This window comes from Fibrobacter sp. UWH1 (assembly GCF_002210365.1).
Taxonomy (GTDB): domain Bacteria; phylum Fibrobacterota; class Fibrobacteria; order Fibrobacterales; family Fibrobacteraceae; genus Fibrobacter.
This window is the reverse complement of record NZ_MWQG01000009.1, coordinates 98,541-118,489: the sequence shown is the minus strand read 5'-3', so window position 1 is coordinate 118,489 and position 19,949 is coordinate 98,541. Positions and strand designations below refer to the sequence as shown.

17 protein-coding genes and 2 tRNA genes are annotated in these 19,949 nt (G+C 52.5%); 6 read left to right on the top strand and 13 right to left on the bottom strand.

Translation table 11 applies throughout. The annotated features are described in order from the left end of the window. Positions 1-515 precede the first annotated feature (515 nt). A complete protein-coding gene (locus B7992_RS16310) occupies positions 516-761 on the top strand; it encodes an IS3 family transposase (RefSeq protein ID WP_141100389.1) in 246 nt (81 codons plus the stop codon). A 431-nt stretch (positions 762-1,192) separates the two neighbouring features. Continuing rightward, positions 1,193-1,837 carry a hypothetical protein gene (locus B7992_RS06265; RefSeq protein WP_176421865.1) on the top strand — a complete coding sequence of 215 codons (645 nt, stop codon included), beginning with the start codon at positions 1,193-1,195 and terminating at the stop codon, positions 1,835-1,837. 51 nt (positions 1,838-1,888) lie between these two features. Here B7992_RS06265 and B7992_RS06260 read toward each other — a convergent pair whose 3' ends face one another. The 4 genes from B7992_RS06260 to B7992_RS06245 form a co-directional block, all read right to left on the bottom strand. After that, entirely contained in the window at positions 1,889-2,572 is a 684-nt protein-coding gene (locus B7992_RS06260) for a sugar transferase (RefSeq protein ID WP_141100388.1), read from the bottom strand. Further along, positions 2,562-3,827 carry a DegT/DnrJ/EryC1/StrS aminotransferase family protein gene (locus B7992_RS06255; RefSeq protein ID WP_088665812.1) on the bottom strand — a complete coding sequence of 422 codons (1,266 nt, stop codon included), beginning with the start codon at positions 3,825-3,827 and terminating at the stop codon, positions 2,562-2,564. Before B7992_RS06255 ends, B7992_RS06260 begins: the two co-directional genes overlap by 11 nt. 175 nt (positions 3,828-4,002) lie before the next feature. Then, positions 4,003-4,076: transfer RNA gene (locus tag B7992_RS06250), tRNA-Pro, on the bottom strand. 49 nt (positions 4,077-4,125) lie between these two features. Continuing rightward, positions 4,126-4,198 (bottom strand) — tRNA-Lys (locus B7992_RS06245). Positions 4,199-4,272: 74 nt separating this feature from the next. Here B7992_RS06245 and B7992_RS06240 point away from each other — a divergent pair. Next, a complete protein-coding gene (locus B7992_RS06240; RefSeq protein ID WP_073161429.1) occupies positions 4,273-5,283 on the top strand; it encodes a PorV/PorQ family protein in 1,011 nt (336 codons plus the stop codon). 25 nt (positions 5,284-5,308) lie between these two features. After that, on the top strand, positions 5,309-6,094 hold the full coding sequence (locus tag B7992_RS06235; RefSeq protein ID WP_088665811.1) for a hypothetical protein: 786 nt from the start codon (positions 5,309-5,311) through the stop codon (positions 6,092-6,094). Here B7992_RS06235 and B7992_RS06230 read toward each other — a convergent pair. Genes B7992_RS06230 through B7992_RS06210 form a run of 5 tightly spaced genes read right to left on the bottom strand, consistent with a single transcriptional unit; the run spans position 6,075 to position 10,098 of the window. Beyond that, complete coding sequence (locus B7992_RS06230; RefSeq protein WP_073287193.1) at positions 6,075-6,524, bottom strand: hypothetical protein; 450 nt, start codon at positions 6,522-6,524, stop codon at positions 6,075-6,077. The genes B7992_RS06235 and B7992_RS06230 overlap by 20 nt on opposite strands. Then, positions 6,521-8,311 (bottom strand): c-type cytochrome, encoded by a 1,791-nt coding sequence (locus B7992_RS06225; RefSeq protein ID WP_088665810.1) that lies wholly within the window; start codon positions 8,309-8,311, stop codon positions 6,521-6,523. Before B7992_RS06225 ends, B7992_RS06230 begins: the two co-directional genes overlap by 4 nt. Further along, positions 8,311-9,192 carry a 4Fe-4S dicluster domain-containing protein gene (locus B7992_RS06220; RefSeq protein ID WP_088665809.1) on the bottom strand — a complete coding sequence of 294 codons (882 nt, stop codon included), beginning with the start codon at positions 9,190-9,192 and terminating at the stop codon, positions 8,311-8,313. The genes B7992_RS06225 and B7992_RS06220 overlap by 1 nt, the downstream gene beginning before the upstream one ends. A 4-nt stretch (positions 9,193-9,196) precedes the next feature. Then, positions 9,197-9,730, bottom strand: a complete 534-nt coding sequence (locus B7992_RS06215) for a cytochrome c3 family protein (protein WP_073161425.1) — start codon at positions 9,728-9,730, stop codon at positions 9,197-9,199. Continuing rightward, entirely contained in the window at positions 9,727-10,098 is a 372-nt protein-coding gene (locus tag B7992_RS06210; RefSeq protein WP_073237955.1) for a hypothetical protein, read from the bottom strand. Before B7992_RS06210 ends, B7992_RS06215 begins: the two co-directional genes overlap by 4 nt. Positions 10,099-10,133: 35 nt before the next feature. Between B7992_RS06210 and B7992_RS06205 the strand changes: the two genes are divergently transcribed. Continuing rightward, positions 10,134-10,688, top strand: a complete 555-nt coding sequence (locus B7992_RS06205; RefSeq protein ID WP_088665808.1) for a manganese efflux pump — start codon at positions 10,134-10,136, stop codon at positions 10,686-10,688. Between the two features lie 48 nt (positions 10,689-10,736). Beyond that, positions 10,737-12,920: an NAD-dependent DNA ligase LigA gene (gene ligA / locus B7992_RS06200; protein WP_088665807.1), complete on the top strand. Its 2,184-nt coding sequence runs from the start codon at positions 10,737-10,739 to the stop codon at positions 12,918-12,920. Positions 12,921-12,928: 8 nt separating this feature from the next. Here ligA and B7992_RS06195 read toward each other — a convergent pair whose 3' ends face one another. The 4 genes from B7992_RS06195 to B7992_RS06180 all read right to left on the bottom strand — a co-directional run bounded on the left by B7992_RS06195 (position 12,929) and on the right by B7992_RS06180 (position 19,927). After that, complete coding sequence (locus B7992_RS06195) at positions 12,929-15,013, bottom strand: FISUMP domain-containing protein (protein WP_088665806.1); 2,085 nt, start codon at positions 15,011-15,013, stop codon at positions 12,929-12,931. Positions 15,014-15,151: 138 nt separating this feature from the next. Then, a complete protein-coding gene (locus B7992_RS06190; RefSeq protein WP_176421864.1) occupies positions 15,152-17,122 on the bottom strand; it encodes a glycoside hydrolase family 5 protein in 1,971 nt (656 codons plus the stop codon). Positions 17,123-17,410: 288 nt separating this feature from the next. Then, entirely contained in the window at positions 17,411-18,760 is a 1,350-nt protein-coding gene (gdhA, locus tag B7992_RS06185) for an NADP-specific glutamate dehydrogenase (protein ID WP_073161419.1), read from the bottom strand. A gap of 378 nt (positions 18,761-19,138) precedes the next feature. Continuing rightward, positions 19,139-19,927 carry an inositol monophosphatase family protein gene (locus B7992_RS06180; protein WP_088665804.1) on the bottom strand — a complete coding sequence of 263 codons (789 nt, stop codon included), beginning with the start codon at positions 19,925-19,927 and terminating at the stop codon, positions 19,139-19,141. Positions 19,928-19,949 lie beyond the last annotated feature (22 nt).

Sequence of the window (19,949 nt, the reverse complement as noted above, 5' to 3'; positions counted from 1 at the left end):
GGTTTTTGAACCATCAGCTTTTATTATATAGTTAGCACTTGTTGTCCTGCTTTAAACCATTTTTTAGGGGTTATACCCCTCCGTCTACATAATTTGGCAGCCCAAAAGTGTGATTTGCCATAGGATTCAATCCAATGCACTATCCCGCGCAAGGGATACCCCTTGGGATGCAATCCTACGCACCATCCCGCGCAAGGGATACCCCTTGGGATGCAATCCTTCGCACCATCCCGTGCGATGAATTCGCCTTCGGATTCAATCCCACGCACTATCCCGTGCGATGAATTTGCCTTGGGACGCAATCCTACGCACTTTCCGCTTTTGGGGATACCCCTTCGGATGCAATCCGGTGCCCTTCCCCACTTTTTAGCTACCAATTTGTACAGCAAACGCCTCAAATTTTACTCATTTGTTCAGCTACAAGCGTAAAAATCATAAAAAAAAGCCTAATTTGCGGCCATTGACTGCGATTTAAGATCCAGGTTATTTTTCACCGTGGAAGTTAAAATTATGCCATTTATGAATACAGGAAACAGAACAACCTCCCGACTTACGAGGAAGAACGGCGGCAGCGTGAAGCAGACCTCGTGCAAACTGTCCGCAGCGTATTTGAGGAGTACTTCTGCATCTACGGCTGCACAAAGTTCCTGAGGGAACTTAACGACCGTTCCGTAGATATCAACGAGTACAAACTACGCCGTATCATGCGCGAGACCGGGCAAGAGCGACGGGATGTATGCGCAGAACTTGCTACAACGTAATTTCGCACCGTTCGGCCTGAACCAGTACTGGTGTGGCGATATCACGTATATCCGCACGAACCTTGGCTGGATCTATCCGGCTGTAGTTAATCGCGGCACGCAGTACAGCAGTCGCGGGTATCGTAATTTGCTTAATGACTTTGGCATAGAGCCTTCTATGAGCGCGCCGGGCTGCCCGTCGGTTGCATATCGCTTGCAGAAACTTTGTGCTTAAGATGTAACTGTCGATACGAAAAAAAATGTATATTTATATCTTCAACTAATGAATATGGTTTATGAGAAACCCTCTATTAAAAAATCAACAAGTCCAGTTTATCGGTGGTATTGGTCTTTCTGTTCTGTACAATATTTTCTAGTGAATGTGTATAAATAACCTACTTAGAACGATTATCTTAACGTTTCTGATTCCCTGCGCGTTGTTTGCGCAGGTGTTGCCTGGTGAACAAGAAGAACTGGCAGAAGAAACAATACAGGACGAACCATCGCACCGCATTGATTATTTTAGCCCGAATGCGTGGGTGCTTTTAGGTTTTGGCTGGAGATATACGCTAGACGGCGATACGGTCTCGACGACAAAAGAAATAAATAATATTTTAGAGCAAAATGAATATTCCAGCGGGTATTTGACTAAATCCAAAATAATGGGGTATTCTGCCGCGACTTTAGCTATTGGCGGGCTTGCTTTTTTGCTTTCTGTTGCCTTGACTGCACCTCTTTGGATTGATACAGATAGGGAATCGACTCCTGAATGGGTGACGAAAACCGGAAACGCGATTATCGCGTCTATCCCTCTAGATTGGTTGCTGCTGTATGAATCTAATCGGTATTATCAGATGTCTATAGATAGCTACACGCTTGGTGGCGATGTAATGGTGGGGAATGAAACAAACCAGAAATCGATAAGAACTTCCAAGATAATGAATTATGTTGGTATCGCAATGACTTTGGGTACGGTTTTGCTTTTGGATGTGGGTTTGAATAAAAAATCTAATGATGATTCTAGCGCTAATCTGTATTTTGCAGGAGCGGCGTTTTTGATACCGCTGGATTGGTTTGTCCTCGCACTTTCTCATTAGTTATAAAGTTCGCCCGGCGCATCACGAAGATGGCCGGGCATTTTTAGTTTACTACATCTCGGCGATGAGTTTTTTGGCTAGGGCCTGGCCTTCGTCGTATTGGGCTTGAGTCAGGCGGCCACTTGCCAGCAGGTAATCGCCCAGGTCGGTGGCGGTATCGCAGTTTTCTTCGGTAATGTCGCTGCGCTTGATGAAGGCCTTGTTGAGAGTGGTCACGATAATCTTGACATCCCCCATAAAGGTGATTTTCTTGATGTATTCAAGGTCGTAATCGATTTTAGCTTCCCAGGTAATGGCATTGCGGCCGCTAATCTGGGCCAGGCCGCTAAGGCCCTGGCGCACGGTGTGGCGTTTGCGCTGTTCCGGAGTCATAAAGACCATGTCGCGAACCAGCTGGGGCCTGGGGCCGATTACAGCCATGTCACCCTTGAGAATGTTGAAGAGTTCCGGCAATTCATCGAGGCTGGTACTGCGCAAGAACTTGCCGTACTTGGTCAGGCGAACGTCATCGGGGAGCAGTTTTCCATCCTTGTCCTTGGCATTGGTCATGGTGCGGAACTTGACCAGCTTAAAGATGCGTTCGTCCTTACCCGGGCGGGGCTGGGTAAAGAAGGGATTGCCCCCCATCTTGATCGCACCGAGGATCGTAAGAGCAACAAGCACCGGGCTCAGGCAAATGATTGCCATGAGCGCACAGAAGAAGTCGATTAGACGTTTGAAACAGTTAGCGTACATCAAAGCAATCCCTGATAGTTGCGATGATGGCATCCTGCTGTTCAGGGGTCATCTTGTTGTCGCTGGGCAGGCACAGGCCACGTTCAAAGATGTCGGCATCCACGTCTTCGCAGGAGCCTGCGATGTAGGCGTTGGTGCGGGCACGGCCATTACCCTGGGCGGTAATGAAGGCATGGCTGCGGTAGATGGGCTGCATGTGCATGGGTTTCCAGATGGGGCGGCCTTCTGCATTCATGGCGGCAATCTTTTCAAGGATTTCGGTGGGGCAACTCTTGCCCGCTTCATGAACATACAGGGCGTCGGTTTCACCGCGGACCTGCTTGCACATGGCTTCCTTATCGATAATCATGCAGCTGAGCCAGAAGTTGGGTTCGCTACAGGATTCGTAGGGGTTCATCTGAACGGGCAATCCCTTGAAACCTTCCTTGTAGCGCATGTATATGGCCTTTTTCTGGGCGATGTGTTCTTCAAGGTAAGGCATCTGTCCACGGACAACACCGGCAATCACATTGCTCATGCGATAGTTGAAGCCCACTTCTTCGTGCTGATACCAGCTGGCAGCTTCGCGGCTCTGGGTACTCCACTTGCGGACCTTGTCAGCGTCTTCCTTGCTGTTGGTCAGGAACATACCGCCAGCACTTCCGGTAATGATCTTGTTTCCGTTAAAACTGATGGCGTTAAAGTCACCAAAATTACCGGTTTGCGTTCCCTTATAGCTGGCCCCAAAACTTTCGGCAGCATCTTCGATCATCAGCGCACCGTGTTTTGCGCAGATGGCGCGGATTTCATCTACCTTGGCCGGGGTTCCGTACAGGTGAACCAAGACAACCAGGCGGACTTCGGGATAAATTTCAAAGGCCTTTTCCAGGGCCACCGGATCCATGTTCCAGGTATCCCGTTCGGTATCGATAAACACGGCTTCGCCATTTTCGTAGGCGATGGGGTTCACGGTAGCGTCGAAAGTCATGTCGCTGCAGAAAACCTTGCGACCTTTCAGGGAGCCCTCGCCCACCTTGGGCATTCCGTAAAGGGCTTCGCCGGCCAGCTTTGCACAAAGGTGAAGGGCGGCGGTACCGGCACTCAGGGCAACGGCATACTTGCAGCCAACCTTTTCGGCTACAAGGCGTTCCACCTCGTTAATGTTTGCGCCAACGGTACTCATCCAGTTGGTTTCGTAAGCTTCCTGAACGTACTTAATTTCGTCACCATGCATGGTGGGGCTAGAGAGCCAGACTTTCTTTTCGAACTTTGTCATAGTGCGCCAAATCTAGCATAAAAAAGGACCCCATAAAGGGGTCCATTTGTATCGGAGTAGCCAGATGGCCAAAATGTTCGCTTCGCTCTCGACAATTTCAATCGAACTGATTCGTCTGTCTCTTACTGACTGCACAAATACAAGAAAGGCACCCCTAGGGGGTGCCTTTCTTGTATCGGGGTAGCCAGATTCGAACTGACGACATTCTGCTCCCAAAGCAGACGCTCTACCAGGCTGAGCTACACCCCGATTATCTAAAAGAAAAGACCGATTCCGATTACTCGAAACCGGCCTTTCCTGAGCTACGAAGGGCTCGAACCTTCGACCCACGCCTTAAAAGGGCGTTGCTCTACCAACTGAGCTAGTAGCCCGAGTGAGACCAAATATATTAAAGGTTTCCCGTTTTGTAAAGACAGACCTTGGAATTTATTTATAAATTTAGACCATGACTTCCAGATTCTCTTTACCCGTACTGGCATTGGCCGTTGCAATTCCGTCTAGTAGCTTCGCCTATTTTACCCAGGGCGACGCGGGTCAAGAGGTCTTCTCCTTCATAAACACCTTCGACAGCCCCCGCAATGCGGCTCTCGAAAAGTCGGCGGGCGCCCTGCCCTCTACCGACCCTTCTATCGTACAGATCAACCCGGCTTCGGTCAGGCTCCCAGAGGGCAAGAACCACGTTGTGGCCGCCCATTGGCAAACAGGCGACCTGGCCGAAAATCAGGGTAGCCTTTATTATACAGGGCATTACGACAAGTATATTTTCCAGGTTTCCTACAACTGGCTGGATTACGGCACCATCGACGGTTACGACGAACTGGGCGAAGCCACCCATATAGAATACAAGCCTTTTAGCCAGTTGATTACCGCCTCTATTTCGTTCCCCCTCAAGCATTTTAGCTTCGGCGCAACGGCGAAGGTGGCCACCGACAAGCTGGCCGAAGAGGCTGGCGACCGTATGGCTGTCGGTGCGGCATTCGACTGGGGTGTTACCTGGCAATCCGACTCCAAGCGCTGGGGGTTTGCCGTTATGGCCAGGGACTTCGGCTCCCTGCTCCGCGACTATGTCGATGACGGCGAGAACGAATACTACCCCATGTCCCAGACTTTTGCCGTGTCCACCTACTTTAGGCCCAAGTCACTCCCCCGCCTTACGGTTTTTGCCGACAGCGACTTTCCCCGCTATCAAGAGGCGTTCCTGAGTCTGGGTGGCGAATACGCCCTGGGCCAGAGTTTCGCAGTCCGAGTGGGTTTTGAACGCGCCTGGCTAGACCTGATCCGCGACGCCAAGGAACTGATGGCATCCGAGAGCCGCCCCGACGAAACTCAGAATGCCCACATGGTTAGCGCAGGTCTGGGCTACAATGCCAACCTGTTCTCCCTGGACTACAGCTTCTCTTACCTAGCCGAGAGCCTTGGCATCGAACACCGCCTTGGCCTCCGCGTGAATTTCTAGCCCCGCATTTTTCGGCAGTTGACCCATGCGACAGTTCGACGTTTTTGTCTTTGATGAACCTGGCGAAGATTTCGACCGTTGGGCTCCCCCTTTTACAGACCCGGCCCTGGGCTGGTTCCATACCGACCGCTGGAACGGCGACCTAGAAAAGCTGGAAGCCGAGTGGATCGTATTCGCCCACCCTTCCATCAAGATCGACCGAGACTTCTTGAACGAGTTGGCCATCGAGACCGACAGCTTCCCCATGGTAGACGCCTTCGCCCCCCGCGTAAAGGCCCGTGACCATTTCTTTGGCGGACTGGCCGTAGATGGCAGCCGCGGGTTCAGCCCCATCGGCGAAGAAGAGGAACTGCGCTACGTGGCGGCCCCCATCCCCCTGATCGGCGTTTTCTCTAGGCGCATTATCCAGCGTACCGGACTTTTCGACTTGACATTGCCCAAGGAATTCAGGCTCATGGATTATAGTTTGCGCATGGCCCATGCCGGAGGCAAGATGTTCAGCGTCCCCTATCTGGTGGCCCACGCCAACGAAAATGATTTGGGAGAAGCAACAGGTACATCTAACGATTTATTCAAGGTTATAGACGGGGAATTCTTAAAGGCAGAGTCCAGCGTTCATCCGCTGTGGAACATGCTTTACACGACGCTCCCCGTAAGCAACTTGATGAAGTTTACCGCATGCCACCCCACCACGGTTCTGGACTTTTTCAAGACCCGCGAACTGAAGATCAAGCGAGACAAGGCCACAGCCCTGAGCAAGCTGACCGAAAAGCATTTAAGGGATATTTCAGCTAAAAGAAAATCCAGATAGCGATCCAGAAGACCATCAGGCAGAATTCCATTTCTCTAGAGATTCTAGAGAGCAGGGTGCTGCAGAAGGTCATCCCAACAAGCGCCATAATACGGGTCCAGGCCACATCCATCCCGCGGTAGTACAGCGAGATTCCACCGAACAGTTCGATCCAGCACCACAGCCCTTGAGCCAGCACCAGATAGCGGCGGCGGTACTTGGGCAGCGACGTTGTAGAAAAGCAGAGGCACAGGCCCATCATGCGGAAGGGGTACATTTCTCCGGCCGGGCCCAGGCTTCCGTCAAAGGCGAAGAAGGAGAACAGGCAGAACAGCAAGAGGGCGAAGGCCAGCAGCAGGCCGTTCTTGTAGAATCCGGAATTCTTGCGCCAGAGGAAAGTGGCGCAGCCCAGAATAAAGACGCAAGCCAAGGCATTGGGCAAGGTTGTCATGGAGCCTCCTTGTCCGAGGGTTCAACGGCGGCCTTTTGTTCCGCGGATTTTTGTTCCGCGGATTTTTGTTCCGCCAGCTGTTTCATGTAGGCGGCCAGGGCGTGGGCGTCAGCCTGGGTCATACGATTTCCAAAGGCGTTCATGTTGTTGCGCCCGTTCATGATAACCGCGGTCAGGGAATCCAGGCCCAGGGAATCGATGCGGGCCAGGTCCAGCTTTTGAGGCACGGGGTAATATTCACGAACAAACTTCTGGTTGAAATTTCCATCGGCGCCGTGGCATGTGGCGCAGCGGGAATTCCACAGCAGCACAGGGTTGTGGCTGTCGGCAGAAACGCTTAAGGGTTTGTCGTCAGAAACGCTTGCCGCCGTAGAGGAGCCGCCTCCATAAAGCATTCCCCCTAGGAGCGCCACAATCATGATCATCAAGGTTAGCAGTACCTTCCCGCGAACCCCAAAATTCGGGAAAACCCGGTTTTCACGTACAAACTTAAGGCAGAGCACAAAGGTGGTCACCAGGGCCACGATGGGGTACAGCACAGGGATCACGTTTACAAAGCCTGCCCCGGCGCTTATGAAGACTTCCTGGTCAAAGCTCCAGACGCAGAACAGGACCGCCGACAGGATGCCCACCAGCAGCGGCATCCGGAGCATCTTGAATTCCACGGTTGTCCAGGGGACTTTGTAGCTGTTGTCTTCTTCGATTTCGGGCGTTTCGTTCTGGGCCAGCTCGCTGCCGTCCACTTCGCCAAAGTAGGCGCTGTCTACAGCAATGTAGGAGTCCAGCTTTTTACGCAGGCGGAAGAACATCAAGATGAACAGCCCCACAGAGAACGACATGAGGCCGTAATCGGCCCAGTGCAGAATTCCATCCCGGGTGTTCATGGAGGGGATCACCAGGTAGAGGCGTTCCGCAAACAGTCCAAAGAGAATGCAGAAGTTCACCAGGGCTCGCAAGGTCCTGTTATCGCGAATGGCTTCCACCCAAAGCAGCTGGGGAATCACGCCGGCAAGGATTACAGCGGGCAGGCAGATTTCACCCTTCTGCAAGAAATCCCAGAACCAGATGACGATCAAGGTCCAGGAACAGCAGAGCATCAGGCGTTCCAGCAGACGCACGCGATAGCCTTCGGCCCAGAGCAGCGCATTCACAAGAGCCAGCCCCGAGTAGATGGCACCCGCAATAAAGTACATGGGGAAGAACGCCCCCTGCCACTGGGGAACGAAGGTGGTGGCAAAGTCTAGGCTTACGATGGTATGCACCCACAGCACCAGGGGGAACAGCAACCAGGCCAGAGGGCGGCGGAGTTTCGCCAGGGCGGGAACCACGTTGCTTTTTAAATGGGTAAAGAAGAAGACCAGCGACAGGGTGCCGTAAACGGCGATGCAGCAGAAATCCCAGACCAGGGGCGAACGCAGGTTGGCAAAGTTTCCGCGGGCATCGGCAAAGGGGGCCACCATATAAAAGTTTTCCATAACGCCCAGGTGCATCAGGGGGAACAGCGCCGCAATCACCAGGCTGCAGAGTGTCGAAAGCTCCGCAATCACTGCGGTGCGGCGGTCCATGCGCACGCCCAGCGCCAAGAAGATGGCAGAGATCAGCGTACCCGCATGGGCAAGGCCGATCCAGAAAACGAACAACGCGATGGGCGTTCCCCAGAAGGTGTTGCCATCGGTGGCCCACGCTGCGGGGCCTTCGTAAAGGGTATAGCCCAAGGCGGCAAGCCCAGGCAAGAACAGCACCAGGCCCACGTAGAACAAGATTTTCTGGATAGTCCAACCCTGCACTAGCGCTTCCCCATCATGTAGACAACAGACGGACCAAAGGCAGCCAGTTCCTTGGGCGCATACAGTTGACGGTTTCGGGTGGCCTCAACCAGGGGCGACTTTTCGTCTAGCCAGTTTCCGAAAACGATCGCCCCCCTGGGGCAGGCTTCGGCGCAGGCGGTCTTTACACCGCGACCAAGCCATTCACCGCCATTGGGCAAAAGGGCGGCCTCGGTCTTGAAGCGGGCGCGGTCATCTTGAAGGCGATGGAGGCAAAGGCTGCATTTTTCCATGACGCCTTTTTCGCGGAGGGGAACCTGTGAATTGAACTGGTGAGCCAGTCCCATTTTCTGGGCATCGTTAAAGTTGAACTTGCGGGCATGCATGGGGCAGTTGGCTCCGCAAAAACGGGAGCCGGCGCAACGCTTGTACATCATGGCGCTAACGCCGTCGGGTGTGTGGTTGGCGGCTCCTGTGGGGCAAACTTTTTCGCAGGGTGCGTCCTCGCAGTGGGCGCACATAAAGGGGGCGGCTCCGTGTGGTTCGATCCAATGCATAAAGCGACCGTCGGCTGCTTCTTCGTCGGTTACCAGCGGCACATTATTCTCTAGGTTGCAAGCCAGAATGCATTTGCCGCAACCGTCGCAGGCATCCAGGTCGATGGCCATGCCAAAGCGGTTGACGAGGGAGGCTCCGGCGACCTTCAAGGGGCCGGGCGCATTGACTCGCACCAGGTTCAAACTTTCCTTGGCCTTCGAAAGGGCCAGCTTGACTTCGTCCTGGAATCGCTTTAGGCTGGGGGCCGAAGGGGTCTCCCCCACAAAGGGAATCTTGCGGCAGCCAAACAGCAGGCCGGCCGCAGCCATCAGAGAACATGCCTTAATGAATTCACGACGGTTCATAAAATTACCTATGGCATGCGGCGCAGTAAGTGGCCGCCTTCTTGAATTGGCGATCCTGGAATGTTTCGCCCCGATGGCACTGCAGGCAAGACTTCATGTCGAACTTTTCGCCGCCGTAGTTGTTGCGGGCGACACCCCCATGGCAATCGGCACATTTTACGCCGGCGGCATTATGAACGCCGTGATGGAACACCACATGTTCCGGCAGCTTGGGGACCACCTTCCAGGGTTCTTCGGGAGCCTTGGCCAAAACTTCATCCAGCTTTTCGATGCCTTCGCTTTCGGTTAAAGGCAGGCGGTGGCAATCCATGCAGTCCCTCTTAGAAGGCAGCAGGGCCCGCCCACCGGAACGGGATCCGCTATGGCAGGCGGCACAGTCCATGCCGATGGAATCACCATGAAGCTGATGATCGAAGGGAATTGCGTTGTCTTTAAAGTTTGCGTTTCCTACCCGAGAATCCACAGGGCTCTGGCTCCAAAGGAAATCCCCAAGCAAGAAGGCACAGACAATGGCAAATGCCAAGCCCAGAAACTTCATTTGGGCCTCGTCTGATCATCGGGATTCTTTAGCAGGTACAGAAGCCAGGCCGTCATCATCTTGGCCTGGGGCTCGGTCAGGGGCGTAATGTCCATGGCGGGCCATTCGTCGGGGTGCTTGGGCGTGGGGTGCATCAAGTACTGCACCAGTTCCTGGGGGTTAGACTCGTATTGGGCGGCGTTGTCGTGCATGGGAGGGGCGGCAAACTTTCGGGCCCAACGATGACAGCCCTTGCACTCGTCATCGAAAAACTCACGGGCGTTGGTCTTAAGTTCCGGGGTTACTTCGGGCAAGGCAAAATCAAGAGCGAACAGGCCGCTCACCAGCACAAACACACCGACTAAAAACTTAAAACGAACTCCCATCATAAAGTGAAATATACCATTTTTCTATTTTTTGTCTTATGGGTATTATCGAAATCATCGTTATCGCCATTGTAGAAGCCATGGATTGCTTCGCGGTTTCCATCGCTACGGGTTTAAGCAAGACAGGGATCCCCTATTCCAGGGCATTACTTCAATCTATTTCCTTTGGAGTTTTCCAGGGCGGCATGACCTTGCTGGGGTATTTCCTGGGCAACTTTGCAGAACGTTGGTTCAGCTCCATCGGCACCCCCATCGCCTGCACCATCCTCTGCATTCTGGGCGGACGCATGATCTGGGGCGCAGTCCGTGGTAGCGACGAGGCGGCAGAGACCAGCGCCAAGAACCTGAGCGTAGCCAACATTTTGCTCATGTCCGTCGCCACAAGCATCGACGCCTTTGCCGTGGGAATTTCATTCGCCTTTATTAACGCCAACATGGTGTTCGCCACTTCGGCAATCGCCGTGGCCAGTTTTATGATGGGAGTTATCGGTTACGAAATCGGCCGCCATGCCGCAAAGCAGTTCAAGACCAAGATTCCCGAGATTATTGCAGGAATCATCCTCATTGGCATCGGCGTAAAAATGTTATTCTAAATATGGGTTAATCAGTTCAGGAACGCATACTTTAAAAACAGGGTTTATATGGATCAGAAGGAAATTGACCGCAGCCGATATTTTGAACTGAAGACTCAGTTGGAAGAAGCCAGCCGCCTTTATTACAAGGAAGGCGTCTCCCCCATGAGCGACCAGGATTTTGACTTTGGCCTCAAGGAGATGGAAGCGCTTGAAAAGAAATATCCTGAACTGGGAAATTACAGCAGCCTGACCCGCAACGTGGGCAGCGACCTGACCAACGACTTTGCCAAAGTGACCCACGCCGTGCCGATGCTCAGTATCTCTAACGTGTACAGCGCCGAAGAGATGGCGGAATTCGTGGAAGCCGCCGAAAGAGGGCTGGAGGATTTAGGTGAGAGACTGGATTCAGACGAGAAGCAGGAAGCTAGTGCCTCAGACCTCAAGGCAGGAACCTCAGACCTCAAGGCTGGAACCTCCAAATGGATTTGTGAACGAAAGATCGATGGCGTCAGCCTTAGTGTGGTTTACGAAAATGGCCGCCTGAAGCAGGCCGTTACCCGCGGCGACGGCGCCCAGGGCGATGACGTCACCTTGAACGCCTTGACCATCGCCGACATTCCTGAATTTTTTGACGCCAAGAAGTTGAAACTGGATCCGTCAGAAATTCCCCAGGGAACATTCGAAGTCCGTGGTGAAGTCTATATGGAACGTGAGGCCTTTGACCGCCTGAACGAACAGCTGATCCTTGAAGGCAAGAAGATTTTCCAGAACTGCCGCAACACCGTTTCCGGTTCCTTGAAGCTGAAGAACGTCAGCGAATGCAAGACCCGCCCCATGCGCTTCTTTGCCTACCATATTCCCCAGAGCGGCAACGCCACCCATCAAGAAAACCTGGAACAGCTCAGGAAGTTGGGCTTTAACACCAACCAGTTCTGGACAGCCAACACCGCCGACGAAATCATGAAGATTTCAGAAGTGATTGGCGCCGACCGCGACAACCTCCCCTTCGATATCGACGGCATGGTGGTCAAGCTGAACAATCTAAACCAGCAGCGCGCATTGGGTACCACCAGCAAGAGCCCCCGCTGGGCCATCGCCTACAAGTTCAAGGCGGAACGTGCCTACACTCCCCTGCTTTCTGTAGAATTCCAGGTAGGGCGTACCGGTGCCGTCACCCCCGTTGCCAACCTGGCTCCAGTCCGTCTGGCAGGAACAACCGTCAAGCGCGCCACCCTCCACAACTTTGACGAAGTGGCTCGACTGGACCTCCACTTTGGCGATACCGTCGGTGTAGAAAAGGGCGGTGAAATCATCCCCAAGATTACCGACGTCAAAAAGGAATTGCGCCCCGAAGGAGCCCTCCCCGTAACCGCCCCTGCCAACTGCCCGGAATGTGGCACGCCCCTCACCCGCATCGAAGGCGAAGTGATTCTGCGCTGTGAAAACTTGCACTGCCAGGCTCAGGTACAATGTCTGTTCGAACACTTCGTTAGCCGCGAAGCCATGAACATCGAAAACCTGGGGCCCAGTCTTATCGCAAGTCTTATCGCCACCGGGAAAATCAAACGGATTCCCGACCTGTACCGCCTTACGCAAGAAGACCTGGAAAGCCAGGAACGTATGGCCAAGAAGAGCGCCAAGAACGTCTTCGACGCCATCCAGGCCAGCAAGGAACGCAGCCTCGAAAATCTGCTCCACGGTCTCGGCATCCGTTTCGTCGGACGTACCAGCGCCCGCAATTTCGCAAAGCATTTCCGCACGCTAGAAGCCATCCGCACCGCCCCCATGGAAGAACTGCTAAAAGTTCAGGATGCCGGACTAGTCATCGCCAATTCCGTATATGAATTTTTCCACAAGCCCATGTACACCGCCGAAATCGACGAGCTGGTGGAGCTGGGCTGCCCCACCGAATTCAAGGGAGTTATCAAGACTCTGTTCGCCGGGCAGACCGCAGTCATTACAGGAACATTGCCCACCATGGACCGCGACGAGGCCCGCAAACTTATCGAAGAGAATGGCGGCAAGGTCAGCGGATCTGTAAGCAAGAAGACCAGCTGGGTATTGGCAGGCGAAGCTGCAGGCAGCAAGCTTACCAAGGCAAATGAATTGGGAATCCCCGTCCACGACGAGGCCTGGCTGCTGGAACAGATTTCTGCAAACGATTCCAATGCCGATGGAGCCGCCGCAGAAAGTTCAGACAATAAAAAAGCCGAGCCCGCCAACTCTGGCGAACAGCTCAGCCTTTTCTAGAACATCAATTAGGGAGCTGCGGTTGCTGCAGGGGCAGCGGCCTTTGTCAGCTTGTTCTTGACGCACCTCAGGGAGAATGCTGCATTGTCGAAATCTTCGGCACTGGTAAAGTCATCCCTGTTGTTCACTAAGTACCAGTAGACGGCACCGAGGCCATCGCCACCGGCAGCGGTCCAGAAGTAAGTGCTGGATCCAAGCTCCATGTATTCGCCGTCAGACATACGGCTACCCGAAGGCAAGGCGTTAAAACCAGATGCAGCAGAAATCGGAGCGCCACCACGGGCCCAGAATTCCCTGTTCTTCAAGGCGGCTCCTACGCCACCCTTACGCTTGCTCAAGGCAAACTGCCCCAGTTCAATCCATTCTTCGTTGGTGGGAATATGCCAGCCATCGGGGCAGATACCCTGGTGTTCCTGGGTGATTCCGCCAGACATGGAATTGTCCACATAGTCAGCAGGCAAGCGCATGGCCACAGACCAGGGGTAAAGTCTGCCATAGGAACGGCAGCGAGAATCCTTGTCTTCGTAGCAGTAGCTGCCCGGAGCGGCAAACCTCAGGTTTTCGGACATCCAGATTGTACTTCCAACGGCAACGGTCCTGTACTTGTTTTCGTCGCGCTTATCCACAAAGGCGGTACTGTCGTAAAGTTCGTCATCGTCAGGCGGATCCATAATGCAACGCAGGTAGTAAGCCTCATCCTTGCGGGCCGTATCCAGAATGAAGTCGTCATCGTCAAAGCTCAGCTTGCGGACTTCCGCCCTCAAGGAATCCACTTCGGTTCCGCTCCAGAAGCCAGTCAAAGTACCGTTACCCTCAAAGGCCAGCGACGGAACCCAGGTCGGATCCACCACGCAGGAATCGGCGTAGACGGTATCGGCCGGAGACGTCTTGGTGGGGCCAGGCAAAATGGCCTTGATAACGCTGACGCAAGTTTCCTTAGGCTTGGTGTACTTGCACACGCCAAAGGCTTCGCCATTAAAGCCAAATCCATTTTCGCCCATCAGCGCATCTTCACTTTCGTCCCAACCAGTTCTAGAACGGAGGTTGGTACCCACGCCAACAGCTTCGTCGATATCCTTCAGGTAGGCGTTCAGTCGGGCAAAATCCAGAGACGTGGGGACGTGCCAGCCATTGGGGCAGATACCCTTGGGCTTACGCTTCGAAATAGAATCCTTACCCACAGACTGATTGAACTTCTGGTCCAGCTTTACCACACCGGCCCATGTATAGAGACGTCCATACTTCTGGCAATTTTCTTCCTTGTTGGCATAGCAATAGCTACCCGGAACCTTCACGTCCAAATTGTTAGCCATCCACACCTGATCACCAATATGAACGGTCTGGGTCTTGCGTCCCTGAATTTCCACCACCTTGGGTTCAACCTTAGGCACAGGAGGAGGCGGTTCCTTAATTTCATAGAGGCGGTCTTCTACGCAACGCACAGAGGCCCCCGTTTCCTTGGTATCATAATTGCCTTCCATGGATCGGGAGTCATAGTAGATCCACCAGTTTCGCGCACCGCCGTCATCATATTCAGTAGAAGTCCAGAATACAGCGGAACGGCCCAGGTCAAAAAAGCGGCCTTCAAAATCACGTTCACCACCGGGCAGTGCATTAAAGCCAAACTCATCGGTTCCGCCAGGAATACGCAATTCCTTTTCCCAACTTTCGGTAGACTTGAGGCTCAAGGCCACACCGTCGCTCACGCCCTTCTTGGCCACGAAGAACTTCAGCTTTTTCCATTCCTTGTTAGAAGGAAGGTGCCAGCCCGTGGGGCAAATGTCGTGGATCTTGCCCTTCTTGTACTTGCCCACGAGTTTCTGGATGGAATGGGAGTTGTAATAATCCACCAGCATCATGGCCATGGCCCAGTTATAAAGGCGGCCATACTTTTCACAATTGAAGTCCTTCTTTTCGTAGCAGACGCTTCCTCTTACATTATAACGCAGATTCTCGGCCATCCAGCGCTGTTCGCCAATCTGGACCGTCTTATAGACACGTCCATCGCGATTATCCTGAACGTCAGGCATCTTTTCAACATGGGCAAAAGCCACGGAACACAAAAAAAGAACAAATACAACAAATAAATTCATAACAAACCCTCATTCTCCAATATAATAACATAACCTCCAATCAAATTAACGAAATAAAGCAATAGCATTGCCAATAAGTCCACAAGACAAAGGCCCCTGATCGCTCAGGGACCTTTTTTATGGGAGAAATCCAGGAACCTATTTCTTTATTCCGAAATCGCTGTCGCTCATGCCATAGAAGCGGATGTCGTCCAGCCAGATTTCCAGGTCTTCGTTAACCACTTCTCCGTAAGAGGAGCCGTTGCTAAACTGAAGGTTGAAAACGTCGTCGTTGTGGTCCAGCCATTCGGCACCGCTAATCTGCAAGTCAGACCATGCGCTTGCCACCCACTGGTCGAACCAGACCGTATACTGTTTCCATTCATCGGTCAAGTCGATTTCGGTACCGAAAGCACCCCAGGTATCGGCGCAGCAGGTATCGGCGTAATCAGTCTTCCAGTTGATCTTGAAGGAACCGGTACCCTTTGCCCAGAAGGTCATTGCCTTCAGATTCTTGAAGTCGAAGCGCTTTTTGTTATCGCTATCGAACTGAGTACCGAAACCAGCCCACGGGTAGGAATCGCCTTCCAGGTGGATCTTCACATAGAGACCGCGACCATCGTGACCATTCTTCGTGATCATCTGTTCGAAGTTGGTCTTTTCGTAGGAATTGGTGGTATCGGCAACCATGATTCCGGTGATAATGGTATCGCCAGATTCAATGGTCATATTGCTGGTGGGAATGCAGTAGGCATACCAGCTGGGGGCATCGGAAAGTTCGTCGCCCTTGGACTTGGCAACCTTAGCGGCGAGAGCGCTAACATGAATGGAATCGCCATCGAAACCGTCAAAGTCGTCCAGCAGCACATAACCCAGAGTATCCAGATCCGGATAGACAGCGTCATCGAAAGTCATGGTGGGGTGCAGCAAGGCACGCATCAGGTAACTACGCCATTCGTCCTTGTTTTCGTCATACACGCCGAAGCCCGAGCTGAATTCCCAGTAGGCAGTTGCGAAGCCAAGGGAGTGAGCCAGATAGGAGATGTAGGAAGTCCAGGTTTCGCGGGAGACAGAGTCTGCGGCTTCATAGGCGCCAAATTCACCCAGGTATACAGGAATATCATGCTTGTCAGACCAGTCCTTGATCTTGCTGAAAGCTGTCCTTACAGCTCTCTTCTGACCCGGAGTGGCACGCCATTCGGTACCCGTTTCGTACTTGGGATCCACAAAGTCTGCACCCTGGTGAGTGAAGTTAAACGGATCGTAGTAATGGAAGGTCACGATGATATTTTCAACGCCGGCAGGCAGAGAAAGAGCGGCTGCGGAGTTGTAGGAATTGTAGTTGTAGGTACCCACCATGATAACTCGGGCAGGATCAGCTTCGCGAACCACATTGATAATGGAAGCCACGACACTGTTCCACTTATCGTTGGTCAGCTTGCCGCGAGGTTCGTTCAAGGTTTCCACGACCAGGGAGTCGGGAGAATACTTGATCACGTTAGCCATCATCTGCTTGTACACGCTCAAGAGGCAAGGAGTTTCCTCGTCAGGATTCTCGTACATGGCATCCCAATGGTGGGTGTTGATTACAGCGATCATACCATTCTTGATCGTATGGTCTACAGCCCAGAAGACCTGCTTCATCCAATCTTCATCTACGACGCATTCTGCGCCTTCGCCAGTCACATGTTCTTCCCAACTTACAGGAATACGGATGTTCTTGAAACCGGAATCGGCCAAGGCCTTGAAATCCTTGGGCTTGATCGTTTCGCTCCAGTTGCTCTTGAACTGGGAATCGTCAAACCCCTTGAAGTTCGTATTGGGAGCTTCGAAAACGTTGCCCAGGTTAATACCTGCGCCCATGTCCTTGACCAGCTGATTTGCGCGGGCCTTCACTTCGTAAACGATGCTCGAAGAAGAAACTTCCTCATCCGTAGAATCCTTGACGCTAGAAGAAGACTCATCCTTGTCTTCATCCTTGGAATCAGAAGAAACCACCACATCGTCTTCGGAAGATGCAGAAGAAGAAGAATCGTCAGAGCAAGCTGACAGGCCGAATGCCAGAAGACCTGCAACCATACCGGTCATGCAAAACTTCATCTTGGATTCGAGATATTTTGAAATGTTCATACCAACCTCTTTCTTATGTACACCCATAATCTATTCCAATTCGGAATACAGGAAATCAACTAAGATGAAAAAGTTGTTTTCTCTTGTACACACCTCCGAAATGCAAAAAGGACTAGTCTTTTCGACTAGTCCTTTTTGTGAGAGCGAGCGCTATCGGAGGTTCTTTACCGGCGATTTGCGCGAGCGGTCTTGATGTGAGCAAAAAGGACTAGTCTTTTCGACCAGTCCTTTTTGTGAGAGCGAGCGCTATCGGAGGTTCTTTACCTGCGATTTGCGCGAGCGGTCATCTTAGCAAGCGCCCTGCCACTTCATAGCATCAGCAACCTTGAGGAAGCCAGCGATGTTTGCACCCATAACGAGGTTCTTCTTGTCGCCGTACTTTGCAGCAGCGGAAGAAGCAGCCTGGTAGATGGAGGTCATGATGCCATCGAGCTTAGCGTCGACTTCAGCGAAGGTCCAGGAGAGACGTTCGGAGTTCTGAGACATTTCGAGACCGGAGGTAGCAACGCCACCAGCGTTTGCAGCCTTAGCAGGTCCAAACAGAACGCCAGCCTTGAGGAAGGCTTCGATTGCTTCCGGAGTAGAAGGCATGTTAGCACCTTCAGCAACAGCCATCACGCCGTTAGCGATAAGAGCCTTTGCGGATTCTTCGTCGATTTCGTTCTGAGTTGCGCACGGGAGAGCGATGTCGCACTTGACAGTCCAAACGCCCTTAGAACCTTCGTGGTATTCAGAACCCGGAACGCGCTTTGCGTATTCGGAGATACGGCCGCGTTCGACTTCCTTGATCTGCTGAACAACTTCAACCTTGATGCCGTTCGGGTCGTAGATGTAGCCGTTGGAGTCAGAAACGGTAACAACCTTTGCACCGAGTTCCTGAGCCTTCTGGGTAGCGTAGATAGCAACGTTACCGGAACCGGAAATAACAACGGTCTTGCCAGCGAAAGAGGTGTTGGCGAGGTCCTTGAGCATTTCGCGGGTGAAGTAGCAGAGGCCGTAACCGGTAGCTTCGGTACGAGCGAGAGAACCACCGTAGGAGAGACCCTTACCAGTGAGAACGCCAACGAATTCGTTGCGGATACGCTTGTACTGACCGAACATGTAACCGATTTCGCGAGCGCCAGTACCCTGGTCACCAGCCGGAACGTCGGTGTCAGCGCCGATGTGCTTGCAGAGTTCAGTCATGAAAGACTGGCAGAAGCGCATCACTTCGTTATCAGACTTGCCCTTGGGTTCGAAGTCGGAACCGCCCTTGCCGCCGCCCATGGGGAGAGTAGTCAGGGAGTTCTTGAAGATCTGTTCGAAGCCGAGGAACTTCAGCATGGAGAGAGTCACTTCGCCACGGAGACGGAGACCGCCCTTGTAAGGACCGATAGCGGAGTTGAACTGAACGCGGTAACCGCGGTTAACCTGAACGTTGCCCTTGTCATCCAACCAAGGTACGCGGAAAGTGATAACGCGTTCCGGTTCGACGAGGCGGTCGATCACGCCGTTGGTTTCCCAGGATTTGTCCTGAGCGAGAACGGGGTCCAGGGATTCGAGGAATTCACGAACAGCCTGGTGGAAGAGAGCCTGGTCCGGATCGCGAGCGACGACCTTTTCATAGACGGACTTGAGGTAAGCATTCTGGATTGCCATAATATTATCTCCAATGAGAGTTGTTGTTTAGATAAAACTTTGTACCATCGAGTGGTATTTCTGTTACGGAAATAAAGATAACAAATAATGAAAAAAAACAAGTGGTATTGTACAAAAAACGTTCATTTCCTACATTTTTGTAAGTTAGTTTTTCAGCAGATTTTACAATTGCGTTTTTTGATTAAATTTAAAGGGTCATACTTCCAAAAACTTACATTTTTGTAAGTCCTCCATTTTCACCCCCAATTTGTAAACATAGTTTTACACTTCGTTTTACGAAAAACGTCATCCCAACCCCCTTAAACAGACAAAAAGAGCCCCCTTTCGAGGGCTCTTCATTACAATTTTTGGAAAAAACCGGGCTCAGTCCGTCTAACTTTACTTGACCGTCTGAACAAGTACTTCGTGAAGCAGACCGTTGCTGAAAACAACCTGTTCCGCATCCACGAACTGCATTTCGGAACCGTCGATATGTGTAGAACGGCCACCGGCCTCTTCCACAAGAAGGGCGATAGCGGCAATATCCCAGGGATAGCTCATGGTCATCACGAAGCAATCCAGGCGGCCGCAAGCGGTAAAGCAACCTTCGATAACCGCAGAACCGAGACACTTCACACGTTCAAAGGCAACCGCCTCCGCCGCAAAGTTCTTGGAATTCTGGGCATTAATCTTCTGAGGATCGCCCACGTTGAAGTCGCCGTTGCTAACGATGGCATGAGTGGGATTGTCTTCGCGGCTCACATGCACGGGCTTGCCGTTCATGAAAGTTCCCTGGCCCTTGATAGCGGTGAACATCTCGCCCAGCTTGGGCAGGTTGACGCAGGCCACAAGAGGCTTACCCTCAAAGTGGAGCGCAATGGAAATACCCCACAGGGGGATCCCGCGGCTAAAGTTCACGGTTCCGTCTACCGGGTCGATAATCCAGCGGTAACGCGAATCGGAACCTTCAATAACACCCGCTTCCTCGGTACGGATAGAATGGGTGGGGAATGCGGCACGGAGGCCTTCCACAATAAGCTTTTCGCTAGTGACATCGGCAATAGTCACCACGTCCTTGGCCGACTTGTACTTGACGTCGCCCAGATTGTTCTGCAGCTCCAGACAGACCTCCCCCGCCTTGCGGGCAAGTTCTTCGGCCACTTTCAAAAATTCAGAAACGTTTTCCATAGAAATCCAATGAATTATCCGG

Excerpts from the sequence above, each read along its gene's own strand:
- B7992_RS06260 (WP_141100388.1), bottom strand. The coding sequence starts at position 2,572 with ATGTACGCTAACTGTTTCAAACGTCTAATCGACTTCTTCTGTGCGCTC.
- B7992_RS06255 (WP_088665812.1), bottom strand. The coding sequence starts at position 3,827 with ATGACAAAGTTCGAAAAGAAAGTCTGGCTCTCTAGCCCCACCATGCAT.
- B7992_RS06240 (WP_073161429.1), top strand. The coding sequence starts at position 4,273 with ATGACTTCCAGATTCTCTTTACCCGTACTGGCATTGGCCGTTGCAATT.
- B7992_RS06235 (WP_088665811.1), top strand. The coding sequence starts at position 5,309 with ATGCGACAGTTCGACGTTTTTGTCTTTGATGAACCTGGCGAAGATTTC.
- B7992_RS06230 (WP_073287193.1), bottom strand. The coding sequence starts at position 6,524 with ATGACAACCTTGCCCAATGCCTTGGCTTGCGTCTTTATTCTGGGCTGC.
- B7992_RS06220 (WP_088665809.1), bottom strand. The coding sequence starts at position 9,192 with ATGAACCGTCGTGAATTCATTAAGGCATGTTCTCTGATGGCTGCGGCC.
- B7992_RS06215 (WP_073161425.1), bottom strand. The coding sequence starts at position 9,730 with ATGAAGTTTCTGGGCTTGGCATTTGCCATTGTCTGTGCCTTCTTGCTT.
- B7992_RS06210 (WP_073237955.1), bottom strand. The coding sequence starts at position 10,098 with ATGATGGGAGTTCGTTTTAAGTTTTTAGTCGGTGTGTTTGTGCTGGTG.
- B7992_RS06205 (WP_088665808.1), top strand. The coding sequence starts at position 10,134 with ATGGGTATTATCGAAATCATCGTTATCGCCATTGTAGAAGCCATGGAT.
- ligA (WP_088665807.1), top strand. The coding sequence starts at position 10,737 with ATGGATCAGAAGGAAATTGACCGCAGCCGATATTTTGAACTGAAGACT.
- B7992_RS06195 (WP_088665806.1), bottom strand. The coding sequence starts at position 15,013 with ATGAATTTATTTGTTGTATTTGTTCTTTTTTTGTGTTCCGTGGCTTTT.
- B7992_RS06190 (WP_176421864.1), bottom strand. The coding sequence starts at position 17,122 with ATGAACATTTCAAAATATCTCGAATCCAAGATGAAGTTTTGCATGACC.
- gdhA (WP_073161419.1), bottom strand. The coding sequence starts at position 18,760 with ATGGCAATCCAGAATGCTTACCTCAAGTCCGTCTATGAAAAGGTCGTC.
- B7992_RS06180 (WP_088665804.1), bottom strand. The coding sequence starts at position 19,927 with ATGGAAAACGTTTCTGAATTTTTGAAAGTGGCCGAAGAACTTGCCCGC.